The 18,467-nt window shown below is 62.9% G+C and carries 19 protein-coding genes; 11 read left to right on the top strand and 8 right to left on the bottom strand.

Annotated features, from left to right (window positions below):
* Positions 1-28: 28 nt before the first annotated feature.
* From uvsE to AXW84_RS03550, 4 genes are all read right to left on the bottom strand, one after another.
* Positions 29-1,012 carry a UV DNA damage repair endonuclease UvsE gene (gene uvsE, locus AXW84_RS03535; RefSeq protein ID WP_082773677.1) on the bottom strand — a complete coding sequence of 328 codons (984 nt, stop codon included), beginning with the start codon at positions 1,010-1,012 and terminating at the stop codon, positions 29-31.
* A gap of 47 nt (positions 1,013-1,059) precedes the next feature.
* Positions 1,060-1,734: a carboxypeptidase-like regulatory domain-containing protein gene (locus AXW84_RS03540; protein ID WP_082773678.1), complete on the bottom strand. Its 675-nt coding sequence runs from the start codon at positions 1,732-1,734 to the stop codon at positions 1,060-1,062.
* A gap of 123 nt (positions 1,735-1,857) precedes the next feature.
* Positions 1,858-2,538 carry a hypothetical protein gene (locus AXW84_RS03545; RefSeq protein WP_068228765.1) on the bottom strand — a complete coding sequence of 227 codons (681 nt, stop codon included), beginning with the start codon at positions 2,536-2,538 and terminating at the stop codon, positions 1,858-1,860.
* Between the two features lie 87 nt (positions 2,539-2,625).
* Positions 2,626-3,864, bottom strand: coding sequence for a metallophosphoesterase (locus tag AXW84_RS03550; RefSeq protein WP_068228767.1), 1,239 nt, complete (start codon positions 3,862-3,864; stop codon positions 2,626-2,628).
* A 104-nt stretch (positions 3,865-3,968) separates the two neighbouring features.
* Here AXW84_RS03550 and radC point away from each other — a divergent pair, with 104 nt between their 5' ends.
* Positions 3,969-4,706 (top strand): RadC family protein, encoded by a 738-nt coding sequence (gene radC, locus AXW84_RS03555; protein WP_082773679.1) that lies wholly within the window; start codon positions 3,969-3,971, stop codon positions 4,704-4,706.
* 108 nt (positions 4,707-4,814) lie between these two features.
* A complete protein-coding gene (locus AXW84_RS03560; protein ID WP_068228770.1) occupies positions 4,815-5,420 on the top strand; it encodes a DUF1684 domain-containing protein in 606 nt (201 codons plus the stop codon).
* Positions 5,421-5,519: 99 nt separating this feature from the next.
* Here AXW84_RS03560 and AXW84_RS03565 read toward each other — a convergent pair whose 3' ends face one another.
* From AXW84_RS03565 to AXW84_RS03575, 3 genes are read right to left on the bottom strand one after another with little or no spacing between them, the layout of a single operon-like run.
* On the bottom strand, positions 5,520-6,260 hold the full coding sequence (locus tag AXW84_RS03565; protein WP_068228773.1) for a ferredoxin reductase: 741 nt from the start codon (positions 6,258-6,260) through the stop codon (positions 5,520-5,522).
* Positions 6,257-6,901, bottom strand: coding sequence for a sulfite oxidase-like oxidoreductase (locus AXW84_RS03570; protein WP_068228776.1), 645 nt, complete (start codon positions 6,899-6,901; stop codon positions 6,257-6,259). The genes AXW84_RS03565 and AXW84_RS03570 overlap by 4 nt, the downstream gene beginning before the upstream one ends.
* 45 nt (positions 6,902-6,946) lie before the next feature.
* Positions 6,947-7,546 (bottom strand): Uma2 family endonuclease, encoded by a 600-nt coding sequence (locus AXW84_RS03575; protein WP_068228779.1) that lies wholly within the window; start codon positions 7,544-7,546, stop codon positions 6,947-6,949.
* Positions 7,547-7,673: 127 nt separating this feature from the next.
* On the opposite strand from AXW84_RS03575, the gene pheT reads away from it, so the two are divergent.
* The 6 genes from pheT (at position 7,674) to AXW84_RS03605 (ending at position 14,781) form a co-directional block, all read left to right on the top strand.
* Positions 7,674-10,109: a phenylalanine--tRNA ligase subunit beta gene (gene pheT, locus AXW84_RS03580; RefSeq protein WP_068228781.1), complete on the top strand. Its 2,436-nt coding sequence runs from the start codon at positions 7,674-7,676 to the stop codon at positions 10,107-10,109.
* A 154-nt stretch (positions 10,110-10,263) separates the two neighbouring features.
* The gene (locus AXW84_RS03585; RefSeq protein ID WP_070746400.1) at positions 10,264-10,560 is read left to right on the top strand and encodes a hypothetical protein; all 297 of its coding nucleotides are present in this window, start codon (positions 10,264-10,266) and stop codon (positions 10,558-10,560) included.
* A 26-nt stretch (positions 10,561-10,586) separates the two neighbouring features.
* Complete coding sequence (locus tag AXW84_RS03590) at positions 10,587-10,880, top strand: cell division protein ZapA (RefSeq protein ID WP_068228787.1); 294 nt, start codon at positions 10,587-10,589, stop codon at positions 10,878-10,880.
* A 128-nt stretch (positions 10,881-11,008) separates the two neighbouring features.
* Entirely contained in the window at positions 11,009-12,676 is a 1,668-nt protein-coding gene (gene rny, locus AXW84_RS03595; protein ID WP_068228790.1) for a ribonuclease Y, read from the top strand.
* 354 nt (positions 12,677-13,030) lie between these two features.
* A complete protein-coding gene (locus tag AXW84_RS03600) occupies positions 13,031-13,768 on the top strand; it encodes a hypothetical protein (RefSeq protein ID WP_157886792.1) in 738 nt (245 codons plus the stop codon).
* A 29-nt stretch (positions 13,769-13,797) separates the two neighbouring features.
* Entirely contained in the window at positions 13,798-14,781 is a 984-nt protein-coding gene (locus tag AXW84_RS03605; RefSeq protein ID WP_068228795.1) for an N-acetylmuramoyl-L-alanine amidase, read from the top strand.
* Positions 14,782-14,794: 13 nt separating this feature from the next.
* Here AXW84_RS03605 and AXW84_RS03610 read toward each other — a convergent pair whose 3' ends face one another.
* Positions 14,795-16,228, bottom strand: a complete 1,434-nt coding sequence (locus AXW84_RS03610; RefSeq protein WP_068228798.1) for a mercuric reductase — start codon at positions 16,226-16,228, stop codon at positions 14,795-14,797.
* A gap of 83 nt (positions 16,229-16,311) precedes the next feature.
* Between AXW84_RS03610 and AXW84_RS03615 the strand changes: the two genes are divergently transcribed.
* The 3 genes from AXW84_RS03615 (at position 16,312) to AXW84_RS24450 (ending at position 18,409) form a co-directional block, all read left to right on the top strand.
* Complete coding sequence (locus AXW84_RS03615) at positions 16,312-17,088, top strand: hypothetical protein (protein WP_068228801.1); 777 nt, start codon at positions 16,312-16,314, stop codon at positions 17,086-17,088.
* A gap of 135 nt (positions 17,089-17,223) precedes the next feature.
* Complete coding sequence (locus AXW84_RS03620) at positions 17,224-17,655, top strand: organic hydroperoxide resistance protein (RefSeq protein WP_068228804.1); 432 nt, start codon at positions 17,224-17,226, stop codon at positions 17,653-17,655.
* Between the two features lie 97 nt (positions 17,656-17,752).
* Positions 17,753-18,409 carry a hypothetical protein gene (locus tag AXW84_RS24450; protein WP_157886793.1) on the top strand — a complete coding sequence of 219 codons (657 nt, stop codon included), beginning with the start codon at positions 17,753-17,755 and terminating at the stop codon, positions 18,407-18,409.
* Positions 18,410-18,467: the final 58 nt, after the last annotated feature.

Below are 18,467 nucleotides of genomic sequence, written 5' to 3' on the forward strand. Positions count from 1 at the left end.
GGGCCCCGTGCCCGCGGGCGGCGAGAAGCTAGCTTTTAACGGCCTTTTTGGCGCGCGCCTTGGGGGGTGCACCGGGGCCCGGGGGCAAGGCCAGGGGCGGCACGGGGCCCCCAGGCGCGGGGGCGGCCAAGCCCAACTCGCGCAAAATGGCCACGGCGCGCAACGCGCTGGCTTCTTTGTCTTTAATTTCCAGCATCATGTCAAAATCGAGCCCGTGCAACTCGGCTACGAAGCCGCGGAACAGCTCCTCAACCATCGACGTAGTGTGCTTGCCCTTGCGCTCGGCGGGGGCCTGCGAGCTGTAGTCCATCATTGGCACGCCGTCGGCGGTGGGGCGCCAGGTGGCGGCGGCCAGGCGCAGGGCCTCGTGCATGGGTTCGCCGTGGTTGAGGCATTCGTGGTGGAAGTTGTCGAACAGGATGGGCACGCCGGTGCGGGCGTGCAGGTCGAGGCAGTCGCGCAGCGGAAACAGGCGGTCGTCATTTTCCACCACCACGCGGGCCCGTACGGCGGCCGGCAGGGTGGCGTACACATCCGCAAACCGGCTGATGGCCAGTTCCCGGTCGCCGTACAAACCCCCCACGTGAATTTGCAGCTTGGCCGTGCCGTCCAGCCCCATCAGGTCCAGCATCGAGCCCTGGTAAATCAGCTCCTCGACGCTGCGCTGCACAATGGCCGGGCTCGGCGAGTTCAGCACCACGAACTGGTCGGGGTGGAAGCTGACGCGCAAGTTGTGGGCCTTGATGTAGTCGCCCAGGGCCCTAAACTCGGCCCCGAAGTGCTGCTGCCACGGGAAGGTGTTGATTTCGTGCGAGCCGAAGGGCACAATGCCCGAGCCCATGCGGAAGAACAGCAGGCCCTGGGCCACGTTCCATTCCAGCAGGCGGCGCAGGCAGGCCAGGTTGGCGGCCACGGCCGCCACGAGGCGCTCTTCTGAGTAAGAGGCCAGCCGGAAGGTGTTGGCGGCGCTGCAATCCATCGCCTCGTTCACGCAGGGATACCCAATTTTCATACCCTGTGCTTACGCGAAGGCCCGGCCGGGGTTGGGGCCCCGGGGCCCTACGGCTCGTAGCCGCGGTTATCCTTAAAGGCCTTGTTGTACTTGGCGCGGGCCTTGCGGTCCTTCTCGGCCTGGTCGGCCGCTTCCAGGGCCCGCACCTTTTTGCGCTGCTTGCCCTCGCGTGAAAACTGCTCGTAGAGCAAGCTCACGGGGCTTTCGAGGGTGGGCACGGGGGCCTTGGGCGCGCTCGAATCGACGGGGAACATGGGCTTGGGGCGCGGCGGGCGCTTGGCCCCACTCACCACCGGTGGCGCGGGGCGCTTCATGTTGCGCAGGGCCCGGTTGATCATCGCCCGGTCGGGGCGGTCGCTGATGACTTTCACTTCGCTCAGGCGCACGCTGTCGCGCTGCAACTGCACCTGGATGATGAGCTGCGAAATGCCGGTGCCCCCCAGCGGCAGCAGCCGCGCCCGGAAGCCCACGGCCCGGAATAAGAGCGTGTCGGTGGGGAGGGCGTCGATTTCAAACTCGCCTTTGAGGCCCGCGGCCTGCCCCACGCGGGTGCGCACCACCCGCACCGAGGCCCCCGGAATGGGTTCACGCAAGTCGAACGCCGAAATGGTACCGCTCACGCGCACCTTTTGTTGGGCCTGCGCCGGCAAGGCCAGCCCGGCCAGCAGCGCCAGCACCCAGGGCCAGCCGCGGCGCATCAAATCGAAAAATCGCAACGTCATTCGGGGCTATAAACGCAAAAACCGGCCCATGGGGCCCACCTAAAGAGCAAAGAAAAGCCCGCGCCGTTGCAGGCGCGGGCTCCAGTAGACGAACGGCGCGGAATCTCCGGCCGAAGGCGCTGGTTATTGCTTCATTTTGGCGCCGTCGGCGTCTTTTAGCTTCACTTGGCCGTCTTCCTTTACTTTGATTTTCGTGCCGTCGGTGAGCTTGGTTTTCGATTTGCTCACGGTGGCGCCCGTCGTAGCGCCGGCCGGCGAGCCCATGGCGTTGTCGTCAGTGGTGCCGCTCATGGCGCTGCCGCTGCTCATCGTCGAGCTGGAGTCGGGGCTCATCGACGAGGACGAAGAGGCACTGGAGGCGTCGTTCAGGTAGGAGTCCTCGTTGTAATTGGTGCGGCTCGACTCGTACGATTTGTACTGAGCCGGGTCGGTGTAAATGCCCTTAAATTCGGTGTCGGTGGCCGTATTGTAGTCGCGCATGGCGGCGCCCATGCCGGTGGTGTCCGAGGCGTACTTGGTCTTCATCTCGCCGTAGCGCTTCGAGCGGTTGTAGTAGGCGGTGCTGATTTTCTCGCGCATCGCTGGGTCCGTAATCTTCATGTCGGTGGCGTACTTGTCGGCAATGCGTTTCGAGCGCGACTTGTAGGCTTCGTCGGTGTACATCGTGTTCGACGTCGTCGAGGATGTCATCGCCGTCGAGTCGCCGGCCATGCCCGCGGTAGTGGTGGTTTCGGTCGTTTTTGACTTCGAGCAGGAGGCCAGCGAAAGGGCCGTGCCGGCCACTAAGAACAGGTAGTTTTTCATGATGATTGGGTGAGCGAAAGGGAATTAGCGAGGAAAATAGTGCCCCCTATACGGGCCCCGTTCGGCCAGGGTTGGGGCCCCGGGGCCCTACGCGCGCCGCAATTCAAACACCGTAATCTCGGGCAGGAAACCCACCCGCCCCGGGTAGCCAAGGAAGCCCAGGCCCACGTTCACGTACAACCTTTGGGCCCCCTGTTGGTAGAGACCGGCCCACTGCTTATAGCTGTACTGCACGGGGCTCCACTTGAAAAACGGCAGGTTAACCCCAAACTGCATGCCGTGCGTGTGGCCGCTGAGGGTCAGGTCGATATCAGGATAATCAAGAACTTGCGCCTCCCAGTGCGAGGGGTCGTGCGAGAGCAGGATTTTGAACGGCGCATCGCCGCTGGCCGCGTGGGCCTGCGGCAGGTTGCCGTGCTTGGGGAAGTTGGCGTGGCTGCTCCAGTTTTGCACGCCCAGCACGGCAATTTTGTCGCCCCCGCGCTCGATGGTGTGGCTCGTGTCGTTGAGCAGCGTCCAGCCGATTTTGGCGTGGTTTTGCATCAGGCGCTCCAGGTTGGCGCGCTTGGCGGCGGGGCTGCTCCATTGCACGTAGTCGCCGTAGTCGTGGTTGCCGAGGCTGGAGAAAATGGGCAGCTCCGACCGAATACCCGCCAGCGCCGGAATGTGCGGCTCGACTTCCGTGGCCACGTTGTTCACTAGGTCGCCGGTCATCAAAATCAGGTCGGCTTTCTGGGCGTTGATGAAGCGCACGGCCCGTTGCAGCGGTTCGGTGGAGGTGAAGCTGCCCGTGTGCAAGTCTGAAATTTGCAGCACTTTGAAGCCGTCGAAGGCCAGTGGCAGGTTGGGATAGTTCAGCACCACGCGGCGCACCTGGTAGGCGGTAGCCCCGCGCACCACGCCCCACAGCAGCGCCACGAACGGAAGGGCGCCCAGCCCCAGCGCCACCTTGGCCAGGAACTCGCTGCGCGAAACCGCTGCGCCCGCCGCCCCGGCCGGCCGCGTGGCGGCGCTCAGGGCCCAGCGCCCCAGCCGCGTCAGGTCTTCGAGCAGCAGCGGCAGCAGCAGCACAATCTTGGTCACGAGCACCAGCAGCAGCAGGCTGATTAAGCGGCTTTTGAGCAGGGTGTTGCCCGATTGCCGGGTGGGCCCGGCCCACAGGGCTAAGCCCCACCCGGCCGCCGTGAGCAGCCAGTAGCCCCAGGCCCACGCGCGCCGGGGCCCCGCGTCGAGGTGCTGGGTGAGGGTGCGGGTGGCCTGGAAGCCGTACCACTCGGCCAGGAGCACCGTGGCCAACACAAGCAGCAAAATGGTTGGATTTCGCATAGAAGAAAAAGCAGCGCAGCAAGAATATTTGTCCCGTAAACGTAAAGCGGCGCCTTTTGCTTGGCGGCGGGCTAAATTTCACCTTTTATTAAATTATACTACCTATGAAAGTGCTTGATAACCTGGTTGAAAAGCCAGTACCAACTTATGCCGTGCCGGGGCCCCTGGGCATCAAAAGCTGGGCCGAGGAAGACCGCCCCCGCGAGAAGCTGCTGGCCAAGGGCCGCGCCGCCCTGTCCGACGCCGAGCTGATTGCCATCCTGCTGGGCTCGGGCACGGTCAAGCTCTCGGCCGTGGACGTGGCCAAGCTCATGCTGCAAGGCGTGGGCCACGACCTCAACGAGCTGGCCCGCCAGAGCGTGAAGCAGCTCTGCCGCCACCCGGGCATCGGCGAGGCCAAGGCCATTGCGGTGGTGGCCGCCCTGGAGCTGGGCCGCCGCCGCAAGGAGGCCGACGCGCCGGCCCGCCCCACCATCACCTGCTCGCGCGACATCTACAACCTCGTGCGCCCCAATCTGATGGACCTGCCGCACGAGGAGTTCTGGGTCATTTTGCTCAACCGCGCCAACGTGGTGATGCGCAAGGTGGCCGTGAGCCAGGGCGGCGTGGCCGGCACCGTGGCCGACCCAAAAATGATTTTCAAAGAAGCCCTGGAGCAGCTCGCCAGCAGCATCATCCTGGTGCACAACCACCCCAGCGGCAACCGCCAGCCCAGCGCCGCCGACCTGGCCCTCACCAAAAAGCTGCGCCAGGCCGGCGATTTCCTCGACTTGCCCGTGCTCGACCACCTCATCTACACTGACTGCGGCTACTACAGCTTCGCTGACGAGGGCGTACTGTGAGTAATTTTGCACTGCGCGAACGGGAGGAAAAGACGCTTTCCCAGGGGCCCTATCCAGTGGAAATCCTTCTTGCTGCCGTTGCCGCTGTGCGAACCTGACGCCCGTTTTATGAAAACCAAGCTCTTGATTATTGGCGGCGTGGTGGCCGTCGTGGGTTTCTCGGTGTGGGACATCGCCCAGGGCCCCGACCCGTACTTTGCCCAGGTGCAAGTGACGCGGAAGGCCAAAAACAGCGCCTTCCGGGGCGGTAACGAGTCGCCGCTGACCGAGGCGCAGCGCCCGCAATTCGACAGCCTGAAATACTTCGCGCCCGATAAGAAGTACGTCGTCACGGCCCAGTACGCGTCCCTGGCCCGCCTGGCCCCGGTAGCGATGCGGATGACCGACCGCCGCACCGAACCCTACACGCCCTGGGGCCGCGCCACGTTCGACCTGAACGGCCAGCGCCAGCAACTCACGCTGTTCCGCAAAGCCACCGATTCCACCCTGTTCGTACCTTTCACCGACGCCAGCAACGGCCACGAAACCTACGGCGGCGGCCGCTACCTCGATACCGCCATTCCGGCCGCAGGCGCCACTACCATCGTGCTGGATTTCAACCGGGTATATAACCCGTACTGCGCCTACAACAATGGCTACAGCTGCCCCGTCCCGCCCGCCGAAAACCGCCTGACGGCCCCCATACCGGCCGGCGAGAAGTCGTTTCACAACTAATGGCGCTGTAGCGTGGACTCTATAGTCCGCGTCGCGGCCCGGTCGCCCAACGATTAATCGTAAGGACGAAGCGAGCGACGCGGACTCGCAGAGTCCACGCTACGGCCCCGTGGGCCCAAACCGCTCGGTGCGAATGGCCTCGTCGGGCAGCCCTTGGGCTTGCAGCAGCGTGGCTACGCTTTCCACCAGGCCGGTGGGGCCGCACACGTAGCATTGCGGGGCCCCGGGCAGGCGCGCCACCGCCTCGGCCAGCATGGCGGCATCGATGCGCCGGTGGTAGCCGGCCCAGCCGGCCGGGGCCTGGCGGGTGTAGGCGAGAAGTAGGGTAAAGGCGGGGTCAGCCTGCGCCATGGCCTCCAGTTCTTGCTGGTAGATAACCTCTTCCGGTGTGCGGATGCTGAACAGCAGCACGGCCGGGCTGGGCAGCCCGGCGCGCTGGCGGTGGCGCAGCATGGCCATCAGCGGCACCACACCCGAGCCGCCGGCCACCAGCAGGAGCGGGGCATCCGGGGCCCCGGCGGGCCATACGAAATAGCCGCCGATGGGGCCCCGCAGCTCCAGTTGGTCGCCCACGGCCACGCCCTCGTGCAGGTAGCCCGATACCTCGCCGTCGGCAATCAACTCCACGGTGAGGGCGATTTCGCCGGTCTGCTCCGGGGGCGAGGCGATGGAGTAGCTGCGCTCGGTTTGGTAGCCGTCGGGGGCGCTCAAGCGCAGGTCGTAGTGCTGGCCGGCGCGGTGAGCCGTCCAGTTCGGTAAGCTGAGGGTGAGGGTTTTAACGCGCGGTGTGTCGGTGGTGATGGCCGCTACGGTCCCAATTTGCCAATCGAGCCGGCTCACAGGCGCAAGCTGCTGGTATCGGTCTCGTCGTCATCGTCGCTGCCGTAGCGCTGCTCCTTCCACGGGTCGCCGTACATGCTGTAGCCCGCCTCCTCCCAGAAGCCCGGTTTATTCACCCCCAGCAAGCGCAGGCCCTGCACCCACTTGGCGCTTTTCCAAAAGTAGAGGTGCGGCACCACCAGCCGCGCGGGGCCCCCGTGCTCCGGCGTCAGCGGCTTGCCCTCGTACTGCAAGCCGATGAAGGCCTGGCCGTTGCGCAGGTCGGCCAGCGGCAGGTTGGTGGTGTAGCCACCGTAGGAGAAGGCCAGCACAAACTCGGCTTCGGGCTGGAGCTGCACGTGTTCGAGCAGCGTGTCCAGGCTCACGCCGCGCCACTTGGTGTCAAATTTCGACCACTTGGTCACGCAGTGAATGTCGGGATTGAAATCCTGCTGCGGCAGGGCGTTGAACTCGTTCCAGCTCCACTTCACCGGGTTTTCCACCAGGCCTTCGAGCCGGAATTCCCAGTTGGCCAAGTTGATGCGCGGCGTGGGCCCGGCCGTGAGCACCGGGAAATCCTGGGTTTCGTACTGGCCGGGCGGCAGCTTGTGGGGCCCATCGGTGGGCCGCTTGGCATGGAATCCTTTGTTGATGAAGGGCATGAGAGGCGGGGCAAAGTGGGAAAGGAACGTGAAACCGGCGCGGGGCTAGCTCTTTAGCTCCCGCAAATCGAGCCGGAAGCCTGGCAGCACCGGCTCACCGCTCAGCTCCTGGTCGAAGCCTTGCACGGTCTGCATGGGCTGGCCGGCGGCGTACACGTAGGCCGTTTCGGTTTCGGTGTTCAAAAGAAAGCCCAGGCGCACGCCGTTTTGTAGCCACTGCTCCATTTTGGTTTGCAGGACGGGAAGACGGTCGGAGGGCGATTTAATTTCGACAACGAAATCGGGGCAAATGGGCAAGAATTTTTGCCGTTGCTGCGCCGTCAGGCTTTCCCAGGCCGCGGTCGGCAGCCAGGAGACGTCTGGGGATAAAATAGCTCCATCGGGCAAGCGGAAGCCTACTGATGACTCGAATGGGCGGCCTCCATTGTGGCGGCTCCACAGCGCCAATTGAAAATAAGCGTCGCCGCTAGCGGCACTGGAATCTCCTCCTACGGGGGGCATAATGATGATTTCGTGGTCGGCGGTGCGCTCGATGCGGGCCGAGTCATTTTCCTGGCAAAACTGAAAAAAATCGTCGTCGCTGAACCCAGCGATGAGCGCGCCGCGCAACACGGTGGCTTCGGCAAAATCGGGGAAGTGGGTCATGGTGGAGAAATGCGTTGGGCTAGGCTAAGATACGCCGCGGGGCCCTATTCGGTCATTTGGCCCCGCCGTACCTTTGCCCGAGTTGAACGGCAACAATCAACCCTTCAGCCCTTAAATAATTTTCCCAATGCGCATCTCCTTCGACTGGCTCAAAACGCTCATTCCCACCGATAAAACCGCCGCCGAGATTGGGGCCCTGCTCACCGGCTCGGGGCTGGAAGTGGAGAGCCTGGAGGAGCTGGAAAGCATTCCGGGCGGGCTGCGCGGCGTGGTACTGGGCACGGTGCTCACCCGCGAAAAGCACCCCGACGCCGACAAGCTCAGCCTGACCACCGTGGACGTGGGCGACGGCACGCCGCGCCAAATCGTGTGCGGGGCCCCCAACGTAGCCGCTGGCCAGCGCGTGGTGGTGGCCCTGGAAGGCGCCATGCTGCACCCCACGGCGGGCGAGCCGTTCAAAATCAAGAAGAGTAAAATCCGCGGCGCGGCCTCCGAGGGCATGATTTGCGCGGAGGATGAAATTGGGCTGGGCACTTCGCACGCCGGCATTATGGTGCTGGATACCGACCTGCCCAACGGCACGCCCGCCGCCGACTACTTCGGCCTGGGCACCGATACGGCGTTCGAAATCGGCCTCACGCCCAACCGCGCCGACGCCGCCTCGCACTACGGCGTGGCCCGCGAGCTGCGCGCCCTGCTGCACCAGCCCGCCCACCTGCCCGACGTGAGCCAGTTTAGGGCTCCCACCACGGCCGGCACTGCCATCGGCGTGATTGTGGAGGACGCCGCCGCCTGCCCCCGCTACGCCGGCCTGCTGCTCGACAACGTGCAGGTAGGGCCCTCGCCCGAGTGGCTCCAGCGCCGCCTGCGCAGCATTGGCCTCTCGCCCATCAATAACGTGGTGGACGTGACCAATTTCGTGCTGCACGAGCTGGGCCAGCCCCTGCACGCCTTCGATGCCAACCGGCTGGCGCGCCACGAAATCATCGTGAAGCGCGCTACCGAGGGCGAGAAATTTGTGACCCTCGACGGCGTGGCGCGCACCCTGAAGGGTGAAGATCTGGTGGTGGCCGACGGCTCTGGGGCCCCGCTGGCCCTGGCCGGCGTGTTCGGCGGCCAGGCCTCGGGCGTGAGCGCCGCCACCACCCGCGTGTTCCTCGAAAGCGCCTACTTCGCGCCGGCCGCCGTGCGCCGCACCAGCCAAGCCCACGGCCTCAAAACCGACGCCTCGTTCCGCTTCGAGCGCGGCACCGACCCCGACATGGTGCCCGTGGCCCTGCACCGCGCGGCCCTGCTGCTGCAAGAGGTGGCCGGCGCCCGCCCCGCCGCGCCCGTGGTGGACGTGTACCCGCTGCCGCTGGGCCCCACGGCCGTGCGCCTGCGCCTGCCGCGCGTCGAGCGGCTGGTGGGCCAGTTCATCGAGCCCGCCCGCATCCGGCAGATTTTGAGCGACCTGGACATTGAAATAACGGCTGAGCACCGTGATGAGCAGGGCCAGGAGGAATGGACGCTGGCCGTGCCCCGCCACAAGGTAGACGTGACCCGCGAGGTGGACGTCATCGAAGACATCCTGCGCATTTACGGCTACAACAACGTGGCGCTTCGGCCCCACAACTCGGCCACGTTCCTGGCCAAATTCCCGAACCCCGACCCCGAGGTGCTACGCCAGAAGGTGGCGGCGCTGCTCAGCGGCCAGGGCTTTTCGGAAATCCTGACCAACTCGGTGGTGAACGCCGCCTACTTCGAGGGCCCCGGGGCCCCCGACGAAACCATCGTGCGCCTGCTCAACCCCAACAGCGGCGAGTTGAACGTGCTGCGCCCCTCGCTGCTGCCCTCGGGCCTCGAAACGGTGCGCTACAACGTGAACCGCCGCCAGAAAGACCTCAAGCTCTACGAGTTCGGCAAAACCTACCACCGCCGCGCCGACGGTGGCACCGAGGAGCGCAACGTGCTGGCCCTTTACTTCACGGGCAACGCCACCGCCGAAACCTGGCAGCACCCGGCCCATAAGACGGCCTTCCCCGACCTGGCCGGGGCCGTGGTGCAGGTGCTGGGGGCCCTGGGCCACGCCCAGCCCGCCCAGCAGCCCACCGACCACCCGTACCTGGCCGGCGGCCTGGCCCTGCTGGCCCACAACCAGCCCGTGGCCCAGGCCGGCGCCGTGGCGGGGCCCCTGCTCAAGCGCCTCGACGTGGGCCAGCCGGTGTGGTACGCCGAGCTGGACTGGGACGCCCTGGTGCGCAAGTACCGCGCCGCCCTGGTGGCCCGCGAGCTGCCCAAGTTCCCCGAGGTGCGCCGCGACTTGAGCGTGGTGGTGGACCAGAGCGTGACCTTCGACCAGCTGCGCCGCATTGCCCTGCGCACCGAGAAGAAACTCCTGCAAAGCGTCAACGTGTTCGACGTGTACGAGGGGCCCAACCTGGGCGCGGGCAAGAAGTCGTACTCGGTGAGCTTCGCCTTGCAGGACTTTTCCCAGACGCTCAGCGAGCAGGCCATCGACCAGGTGATGCAGCGGCTCATCGCGCAGTTTGAGCAGCAGGCCGGGGCCCTGATTCGGAAGTAAGGCATGGTAGAACGGAGTGGCACTCCGTTCTTGCCCAAGCGCGGTAGAACGGAGCGCCGTGCGGCCCGCGGCTGCCGAAACGGAGCACCCCTCCGTTCTACAAGCGCGAGTGTAGCCCGCGCTGTACCTTACGTCCCGAAAAAAACTTACCTCCTTGGCATCGTCCCAACAACTGGCTCAACTTGACCGCCTGGAACGGCAGGTAACCACTTTAGTGGCTGCCTATCAGCAGCTGCGCGAGGAGCTGGCCGATGCCAACACCACCGTGCAGCAGCTGCAAGCCGACGTGCGCGAGCGCGACCGCCAGCTCAAGGAGCGGCAAAACCAGGAAAATATCGTTAAACTTGTGCAAACCATAGCTGGGGAACCCACCCACGCCAACGAATTAAAACAACGCCTCAACGAATACATCCGCGAACTGGATAAGTGCCTTGCCTATTTGAAGGAATAACTCGATTTTTTCTCAACTGACGCTTTATGAGCGAGTTAGCCATAAAAATCCGAATTGCCGAACGTGACTACCCCATGCGGGTGGACGTGGCCGACGAAGAACGGCTGCGCCTGGCCGGCCGCCAATTGGGCGAACGGCTGCGCGAATTCCGTGAGCAATACGGCATTCAGGACAAGCAGGACTTGCTGGCGATGGTGGCCCTGGCCACGATGGCCGACCAGCTGAAGGTAAGCAAGGAAAAAGATGGTACCGACGCGGCGCTCACCGAGCGCCTGGCCCGCTTGGACGGGCTATTGTCGGGCGTGGTGCTGGCGGCCTAGCGGCCGCCGGCACTGGCATACGTTGGCCCCGCCCGGGCCCTGGCTTCGCAATCGGCGGGGCCGCACCGGGCGCGGCAGGGGGAAGTTTGCCGGTTGTGGGTATTGAACCTTTTCAAAACCGTAACTACATGTCTACCATACTATTATACTGTCTGTTGGCCGCTGTGGTCGCCCTTGTGGCGGGCATAGTGGTGGGCCGGCAGCTGGCCGGCAAAGCCCGCCAAGACCTAGAGGGCCAAGCGCAAGCGCGGGCCCAACAATTGCTCCAGGAAGCCGAAGAAAAAGGCAACCGCATCCGCGACGAGCGCATTCAGCAGTCGAAAGACAAGAACCGCCAGCAGCGCAACGAATTCGAGCAGGAAAGCCGCCGCCTCAAAGCCGAGCTGGAAGCCGAGCTGACCCAGCGCCGCCAGGGCGTGATGGAGCAGGAGCAGGGCATCAAAAAGCTCACCGAAACCACGCAAAAGCAACTCGAACAACTGCAACGCAAGGAGAAGGAGCTGGAGGGGGCCCGCGAGAAAAACCAGGCCGACACCCAGCAGCTGCGCGACAAAATTGAGGACCAGAACGAGAAGCGCCGCGCCGCCCACGAAGCCCTGGTGGCCGAGCTGAAGCAGAAGGAAGAAGAAGCTGATAACCAGCTCCAGACCGTGCAGCGCCAGCTCGAAACCGTGGCTAACCTCACCGCCGCCGAGGCCCGCGAGCAACTCGTGGAATCGCTCAAGAACGAGGCCCAGCTGCAAGCCAGCTCCTTCATCAAGGACACCGTGGCCCAGGCCAAACTGACGGCCACCAAGGACGCGAAGAAGATTGTGCTGGAAACCATTCAGCGCACCGCTTCGGAGCACGCCATCGAGAACTGCGTGTCGGTGTTTAATATTGAGAGCGACGACATCAAGGGCAAAATCATTGGCCGGGAGGGGCGCAACATTAGGGCCCTGGAAGCGGCCACGGGCGTGGAAGTGATTGTGGACGATACCCCGGAGGCCATCATCATCTCGGGCTTCGACCCGGTGCGCCGCGAAATTGCCCGCCTCTCGCTGCACTTGCTCGTGAAGGACGGCCGCATTCACCCCGCCCGGGTAGAGGAAATCGTGGCCAAAACGACCAAGAAAATCGAGGAGGAAATCATCGAAATCGGCGAGAAGACCATCATTGACCTCGGCATTCACGGCTTGCACCCCGAGCTGGTGCGCATGGTGGGCCGGATGCGCTTCCGCTCGTCGTACGGCCAGAACCTGCTGCAACACAGCCGCGAAGTGGCCAACCTCTGCGCCACGATGGCCGCCGAGATGGGCCTCGACGTGAAAAAAGCCAAGCGTGCCGGCCTGCTGCACGACATCGGCAAGGTGAGCACCGAGGAGCCCGAGCTGCCCCACGCCATCCTGGGCATGGAGATGGCCAAGAAGTACAAGGAGCACCCCGACGTAGTGAACGCCATTGGGGCCCACCACGACGAGATGGAGATGACGGCCATGATTTCGCCGCTCGTGCAGGCCTGCGACGCCATTTCGGGCTCGCGCCCGGGGGCCCGCCGCGAGATGATGGAGAGCTACATCAAGCGCCTCAAGCAACTCGAAGAAACAGCCAGTGCTTTCAAAGGCGTGAACCAGTGCTTCGCCATCCAGGCCGGTCGCGAGCTGCGCGTGATGGTGGACGCCGAGAACGTGACCGACGAGCGCGCCGCCGAGCTGAGCTTCGAAATTTCGCAGAAAATTGAGAAGGAAATGCAGTACCCCGGCCAGATCAAAATCACCGTAATCCGGGAGATGCGCGCCGTGGCCTACGCCAAGTAATCAGCTTGTTTCTAAGTAGCTGTGCATAAGTAATCATGTAATTATAAAGGCCGTCATGCGGAGCTTGTCGAAGCATCTCTCCCGCAGCAGTAAACCCAATCGATTGGATTAGTGGAGCAATAGAGATGCTTCGACAAGCTCAGCATGACCGTTCTTGTACTCGTTTACTTTTGCACAACTGCTTAAGTTCGCTGAGGGCCCTCGCAGCAGCAGCTGCGGGGGCTTTTTGGCTATTATTGCCGGCTTGGTCGGGTTGATGCAACCTTGTGCTGCCTTCGGTAAATCCAGTCGTTACAACTTGCCATTAACCGCTGCTTCATGAGGCAAAAACTACTGCTAAGACTGTGCTTGCTAATGCTTTCCTCGCCGGGTTGTGCCGTGTACCGGCCCATGCAGTGCGCGGCCCCCGCCGTGCAAGACAAGGGCCAGGTGGAAGTGACTGGCAACGCTTATTTCAACACCCGCCTCAACGGCGGCGTCAACTACTCGCCGGTGCGGCATTTTTTGGTGCGGGCCGCGCTGGACGGTAAGGGCGACAACAACGACAGCACCTACAGCCGCATTGCCCAGTACGAGCTGGCCGTGGGCACGTATTGGCCGCTGGGCAAGCGCGTGCTGCTGGGGGCCCTGGGCGGGGTAGGGCAGGCGCATAGCCAAGTGGGCTATAGCGACACCAAATACTTTGTGGCGGGCGGGGGTACGTACAGCTACGAGCAGCACCGCTACGATGCGCGCTACAACAAATACTTCGGCGAAGCTTATGGCGCTGTGCAACTCAGCCCGGCTTTTAGTCTGGGCTTTGCTTACCGGCTCACCCAGGTGCAATTTGTTGGCCTGACCGATCAGGGACAACCGCTGAACCTGCGCAGCATGCTGCGCGGCGAACCAATGCTTTTTGTGCGCGGCGCGTTCGGCAACGGCCCCCGCGGCGAACGGCCCTTGTACGCGCAGTTTGGGTGCGGCGGCTCCCGTTTGCTGAGCACCCGGCCTGGCCAAACCGGGACAGGATCGGAAAGCAATTTGTTAAAACCAAACAGTTACTTTACGCTGGGTCTGGGGTTCTTTCCCGCTGCCTTGTTCCGCCGGCCCTGAACGCCGGCGGCTCCTGCTTTTTGGTTTCTATGAAATACGTTTTTTCCGCGCTAGCGCTGGCGGCGCTGCTGGCGTCCTGCGCCACCAACCCGTACCGGCTCACCAACAAGTCGTACCAGCAACAGGCCAAAGCCTACGCCCGCACCTTGCGGGCCCAACCGCAGGCAATTGTGGGCCCCGACAGCTTGCCCCAGGCCCCATACTGGGTGGGCACCACCAACTTCGGCCTGCGCAAGCCCAACCTGGTCATCATCCACCACACGGCGCAGCATTCGGCCGACGAAACGCTCAAAACCTTCACGCTGCCGCGTACGCAAGTGAGTGCGCACTACGTAATTGGGCGCGACGGCCGCACGTTTCACCTGCTGAATGACTACTTGCGGGCGTGGCACGGCGGCGCGGCCCGCTGGGGCAACGACAACGACATCAACTCCTCGTCCATCGGCATCGAGCTGGACAACGACGGCACCGAACCCTTCGCCGAGCCGCAGATCAAGAGCCTGCTGGTGGTGCTGAAATACCTGAAAAAAACTTACAATATCCCCACCGCCAACTTCATTGGCCACGCCGACATTGCGCCCACCCGCAAGAACGATCCTAACGTAACCTTTCCGTGGAAGCGGCTGGCGGACAAGGGTTTTGGCTTATGGTACGACGAGGCAGCGCTGCTTGATACCATTGTAGTGGCGCCGTCAGCCGTTGTCTTTCCACCCACGCCGGCACCCATGCCAACGCCCAAGGTTGCCCCCATGCTAACGCCCAAGGCTGCTCCACTTGCCAAGCCAATGCCCACGCCCGGGCTGATGCCCGCCGACAGCACGGCCAGGGCCCCGCTGAGCCCGGTTGATGCCTTCGACCCGCGCGAGGCGCTGCGCATCATTGGCTACGACACGCGGGACCTGGGCGCGGCCATTATGGCGTTCAAGCGGCATTTTATCCCGCAAAACGTGAACGCCGTGCTGACCCACGACGACCGCCGCGTGCTGTTCAACCTGTACAAGAAGTACTTATAGGGCCCCGGCGCGCTTATTTGCCGGCCTCAACTTTTCCTTCTTTCAGCTCGCGGAACACGTTGTTGAGCGATTCGGCCCAAGTAGGGTGGGCAAACACCATTTCCTGCAACACCTGGTACTTGAGGCGGCCGGCCATGGCAATTTCGAGCATGGCCATCACCTCGGCGGCGGCAGCCCCCACGATGGTGGCCCCGAGGAGGCGGTCGTCGGGGCCCACCAATACTTTCCAAAAGCCTTCGATTTCACCGGTTTGCTGGGCGCGGCCGGTGGTGGCCACCGGCATGACGGCCACCCGATAGGGCTGCTTTTTTTCCTGCGCCTGGCCTTCGCTGAAGCCAATGCGGGCCACTTGCGGCTCGGTGAAGATGCAGTAGGGCAGGGGCCGCTGCTTGGCCGAGCGCCGCTTGCCGTGCAAAAGGGCGTCGCGCACAATGCGGTAGTCGTCGTAGGACAGGTGCGTGAACTGGGGCCCCCCGTGCACGTCGCCCAGCGCGTACACGCCGCGCACGTTGGTTTGCAGGTAGTCGTTGACTTGGACATAACCCTGCTCGTCGGTTTCGATACCGGCGAAGCCCAGGCCCAGGTCGCCGGTGTTGGGCGTGCGGCCGGTGGCCACCAGTAGGTGGGTGCCGCGAATGCGCCGTTCGCCCTCCGGAGTGTGGGCCGTGAGGGTAATGTGGCCGTCGGGGCCCTGGCTCACGCGGTGCACGTCGGCGCCTAGCACAAACTCCACGCCGTCGGCGCCGAGGCCGGTTTGCAGCGCCTCGCACACGTCATCGTCTTCGCGCTCGAGCAGCTGCGTGCCGTGTTCGACGATGGTGACGCGGCTGCCAAAGCGCCGAAACATCTGGCTGAATTCCAGCCCGATGTAGCCGCCCCCCAGAATGACGAGGTGTTCGGGCAGCTTGTCAATGTTGAGCAGCTGGGTGGTGGTTAGGTACTTCACTTCGGCTAAGCCCGGTACGTCGGGCACGGCCTCGCGGGTGCCCGTATTGATGAAGATGAGCGGCGCGGTGAGGTCTTGGTACTCGTGGGGGGCGTCGTTGGGTACCATGCGCATCGTGCGGGGCCCCGTGAAGGCCGCGTGGCCGTATAGCACGGTTACGCCCACTTCGGGCGCGGTCAGGTTTTCTTCGATGCCAGCGCGCAGCTTGTCCAGCAACGCATTTTTGCGGGCCATGGCGGCTTCCAGGTCCACTTTCATCTCGTCAGCGCCCGGCACAACCGGGGCAGCTACTTCGGGGGCCGTGCGCAGCAGGTGCAGGCGGTCGGCGGCGGCCAGCAGGGTTTTGGTGGGAATGCAGCCGTAGTTGATGCAGGAACCCCCGAGCTGCGCCTTTTCGATGAGGGCAACCCGGCGGCCGGCTTTGGCCAGGGCCGTGGCGAGGGGGTTGCCGGCTTGGCCAGAACCGATGATGAGGGCGTCGTATTTAATAGAAGCAGGCATAACGGAGGAGTTTGCCTTGGCATACGGGCCGGGGCCCCGGAAGGGCGGAGTGGGCAAGAAATCCTTACCTTCGCCGTTGAGGTATGGTGCCGCCCCAGAAGCTATTTCGTTCCCTATTTACTGCCTTGGTGTGGGGCGGTGTGCCCGTGGCCGCCGCAGGCTTGGCCGGCTGCACGTCGCTCTACTTTCCGCCGCCGCCACATGTGCCGTTGCTCACCCAAAAGAGCGAATTTTACGGCAGCGTCAGCACCAACCTGCAAAACAACTTTGCCTTCCAAGGGGCCTATGCCTTTGCCGACCACCTGGCGGCAGCGGGCACGTTTTCGTCGCTGCACCGCTCGAAGAGCGACAAAACCGAGAACTTCGACTTTGCCGAGGCCAGCGTGGGCTACTTCACCCGCCTGCCCGACAAGCGCGTGCTGGAGGTGTACGCCGGCGCGGGCGGCGGCAGTACCGACCGCACCGAGCGCAACGCCGAGCAGCTCACCACCCGCCGCCTCGAAGGCAGCCTGAGCAAGGTATTCGTGCAGGTGAACTACGCCAGCAAAAAGAAACGCAGTGTGCACCTCGGCCACCACGACTTCCCGCTGAGCTACGGCACGGCCCTGCGCCTGAGCTACGTGCAGCTCAACAACTTCCGCATCGACGGGCAGGGGCAGGCCCCCATCGGCAACGTCATCTTCGAGCCCATCACCTTCACGCGGGTGCAGCTGGCGGGGCCCTTCCAGCTCCAGCTCATGAGCGGCCAGGCCTTCGGCTTCCACCCCAACGACTACTTGAAGGCCGCCAACTCGGTGTTTCAACTCGGCCTGATTATCGGCCTCGGGGGCAGCAATTCGTGGAAGCCAGGCGCACAGTAAACGGCGCACTGAAAAAATTTAGGTTGAAAATCAATTCATTGCGTTGAGTTCACAAGGTTTAGTTGTGCACAACTAAACCTTGTGAAACCGTTCCGGGTTAACCGTTTAAATTCACTACTTATTACCCCCAACACCATGAGCATCGAACGCCTCTATACCGCCCACGCCAAGGCCACCGGTGGCCGCGACGGCCGCGCCGTTTCGTCCGACAACGTTATCGACCTGCCCCTGAGCACGCCCAAAGAGATGGGCGGCCCCGGCAAAGCCGACAGCACCAACCCCGAGCAGCTCTTCGCCGCCGGCTACGCCGCCTGCTTCGACGGGGCCCTGAACCTGGTGGCCCGCCTGGAGAAAACCCCCATCACCGGCAGCACCGTGGCCGCCGACGTGAGCTTCGGCAAAGACGGCGACAACTACGGACTGGCCGTGGACATGGCCGTGAACATCCCCAACATGGACCAGGCCCAGGCCGAAGCCCTCGTGGCCAAGGCCCACCAAGTGTGCCCCTACTCGCGCGCCACGCGCGGCAACATCGAAGTGAACCTGACCACGACGACCAACGCGTAGTTTTAGGTTAGGCTTGTAAAGGCAGGGGCCCCGGTGCATTGCGCCGGGGCCCCTGCTTTTTTGAGTTGGGTGAGAAAAGAAGAGTAATTTTCCAGCTATGAAAGTCGAATTAATCCCCGCGATAGAGATTTCGCGAACCGCTGTGGACTGGGAAAGAGTTGGCCAGCACCCAATTGGCGATTTTCAGCGAAACCCAGCTGAATGGGATGATTATCAAAGACGAGTTTTAGAAGTCGCAGGATTGGCTGATTATAGTCGAGTGATCAAAGGAAGTCCTTTTCTTCATCTCAACCAGTGGAGCTTGCCAGATTTACGGAAACTCATAAAAGCTCATTTGCTTATTGAAGATGAACCCGTACCGGTGAATGAGTCTTGTGCTCTTTTTGGTGGCGGCGTGCTTTTCGTCGATGATGTGCCTGTTTTGGTACCGCAGTGTTGCAGTACAATTGCAGATTTCTATGGTTGGAAACAAATAGTAGCCCCATCGTTTGGGTCAGGTTATTTCTGCCTTGAAGGCCATCCAGTACCCAGGGCTGAAAGACAAGGAAACTTACTCACCATTAACTGTCAGGATAAAGACGAAACATTTGACCAGCCAGCTCAGAAACAAATAATTGTTGGAGTAAATGAATTAGCTGCTGCTATTGAGAAAGCTGAATTAGTAATTCTAAATTTTTCAGATAAGATAGATGCATTATCGACCGAATTTGGCGTACAAAAACTTTCGGACTATTTAATTCTCGCCAAAGAATAAAAAAGGCCTTGGCAACTTGCCAAGGCCTTTTTTATTCAAGATGGTTTACTAAGCAAAG

It is taken from the genome of Hymenobacter sp. PAMC 26628 (assembly GCF_001562275.1).
In the GTDB taxonomy this organism is placed as follows: Bacteria; Bacteroidota; Bacteroidia; order Cytophagales; family Hymenobacteraceae; genus Hymenobacter.

What these genes read in the sequence shown, in the direction of transcription:
- rny (WP_068228790.1), top strand. Translation starts at nt 11,009, where the DNA reads ATGTCTACCATACTATTATACTGTCTGTTGGCCGCTGTGGTCGCCCTT.
- AXW84_RS03560 (WP_068228770.1), top strand. Translation starts at nt 4,815, where the DNA reads ATGAAAACCAAGCTCTTGATTATTGGCGGCGTGGTGGCCGTCGTGGGT.
- AXW84_RS24450 (WP_157886793.1), top strand. Translation starts at nt 17,753, where the DNA reads ATGAAAGTCGAATTAATCCCCGCGATAGAGATTTCGCGAACCGCTGTG.
- uvsE (WP_082773677.1), bottom strand. Translation starts at nt 1,012, where the DNA reads ATGAAAATTGGGTATCCCTGCGTGAACGAGGCGATGGATTGCAGCGCC.
- radC (WP_082773679.1), top strand. Translation starts at nt 3,969, where the DNA reads ATGAAAGTGCTTGATAACCTGGTTGAAAAGCCAGTACCAACTTATGCC.
- AXW84_RS03600 (WP_157886792.1), top strand. Translation starts at nt 13,031, where the DNA reads ATGCTTTCCTCGCCGGGTTGTGCCGTGTACCGGCCCATGCAGTGCGCG.
- AXW84_RS03540 (WP_082773678.1), bottom strand. Translation starts at nt 1,734, where the DNA reads ATGACGTTGCGATTTTTCGATTTGATGCGCCGCGGCTGGCCCTGGGTG.
- AXW84_RS03610 (WP_068228798.1), bottom strand. Translation starts at nt 16,228, where the DNA reads ATGCCTGCTTCTATTAAATACGACGCCCTCATCATCGGTTCTGGCCAA.
- AXW84_RS03605 (WP_068228795.1), top strand. Translation starts at nt 13,798, where the DNA reads ATGAAATACGTTTTTTCCGCGCTAGCGCTGGCGGCGCTGCTGGCGTCC.
- AXW84_RS03575 (WP_068228779.1), bottom strand. Translation starts at nt 7,546, where the DNA reads ATGACCCACTTCCCCGATTTTGCCGAAGCCACCGTGTTGCGCGGCGCG.
- AXW84_RS03590 (WP_068228787.1), top strand. Translation starts at nt 10,587, where the DNA reads ATGAGCGAGTTAGCCATAAAAATCCGAATTGCCGAACGTGACTACCCC.
- AXW84_RS03620 (WP_068228804.1), top strand. Translation starts at nt 17,224, where the DNA reads ATGAGCATCGAACGCCTCTATACCGCCCACGCCAAGGCCACCGGTGGC.
- AXW84_RS03570 (WP_068228776.1), bottom strand. Translation starts at nt 6,901, where the DNA reads ATGCCCTTCATCAACAAAGGATTCCATGCCAAGCGGCCCACCGATGGG.
- AXW84_RS03550 (WP_068228767.1), bottom strand. Translation starts at nt 3,864, where the DNA reads ATGCGAAATCCAACCATTTTGCTGCTTGTGTTGGCCACGGTGCTCCTG.
- AXW84_RS03615 (WP_068228801.1), top strand. Translation starts at nt 16,312, where the DNA reads ATGGTGCCGCCCCAGAAGCTATTTCGTTCCCTATTTACTGCCTTGGTG.
- pheT (WP_068228781.1), top strand. Translation starts at nt 7,674, where the DNA reads ATGCGCATCTCCTTCGACTGGCTCAAAACGCTCATTCCCACCGATAAA.
- AXW84_RS03545 (WP_068228765.1), bottom strand. Translation starts at nt 2,538, where the DNA reads ATGAAAAACTACCTGTTCTTAGTGGCCGGCACGGCCCTTTCGCTGGCC.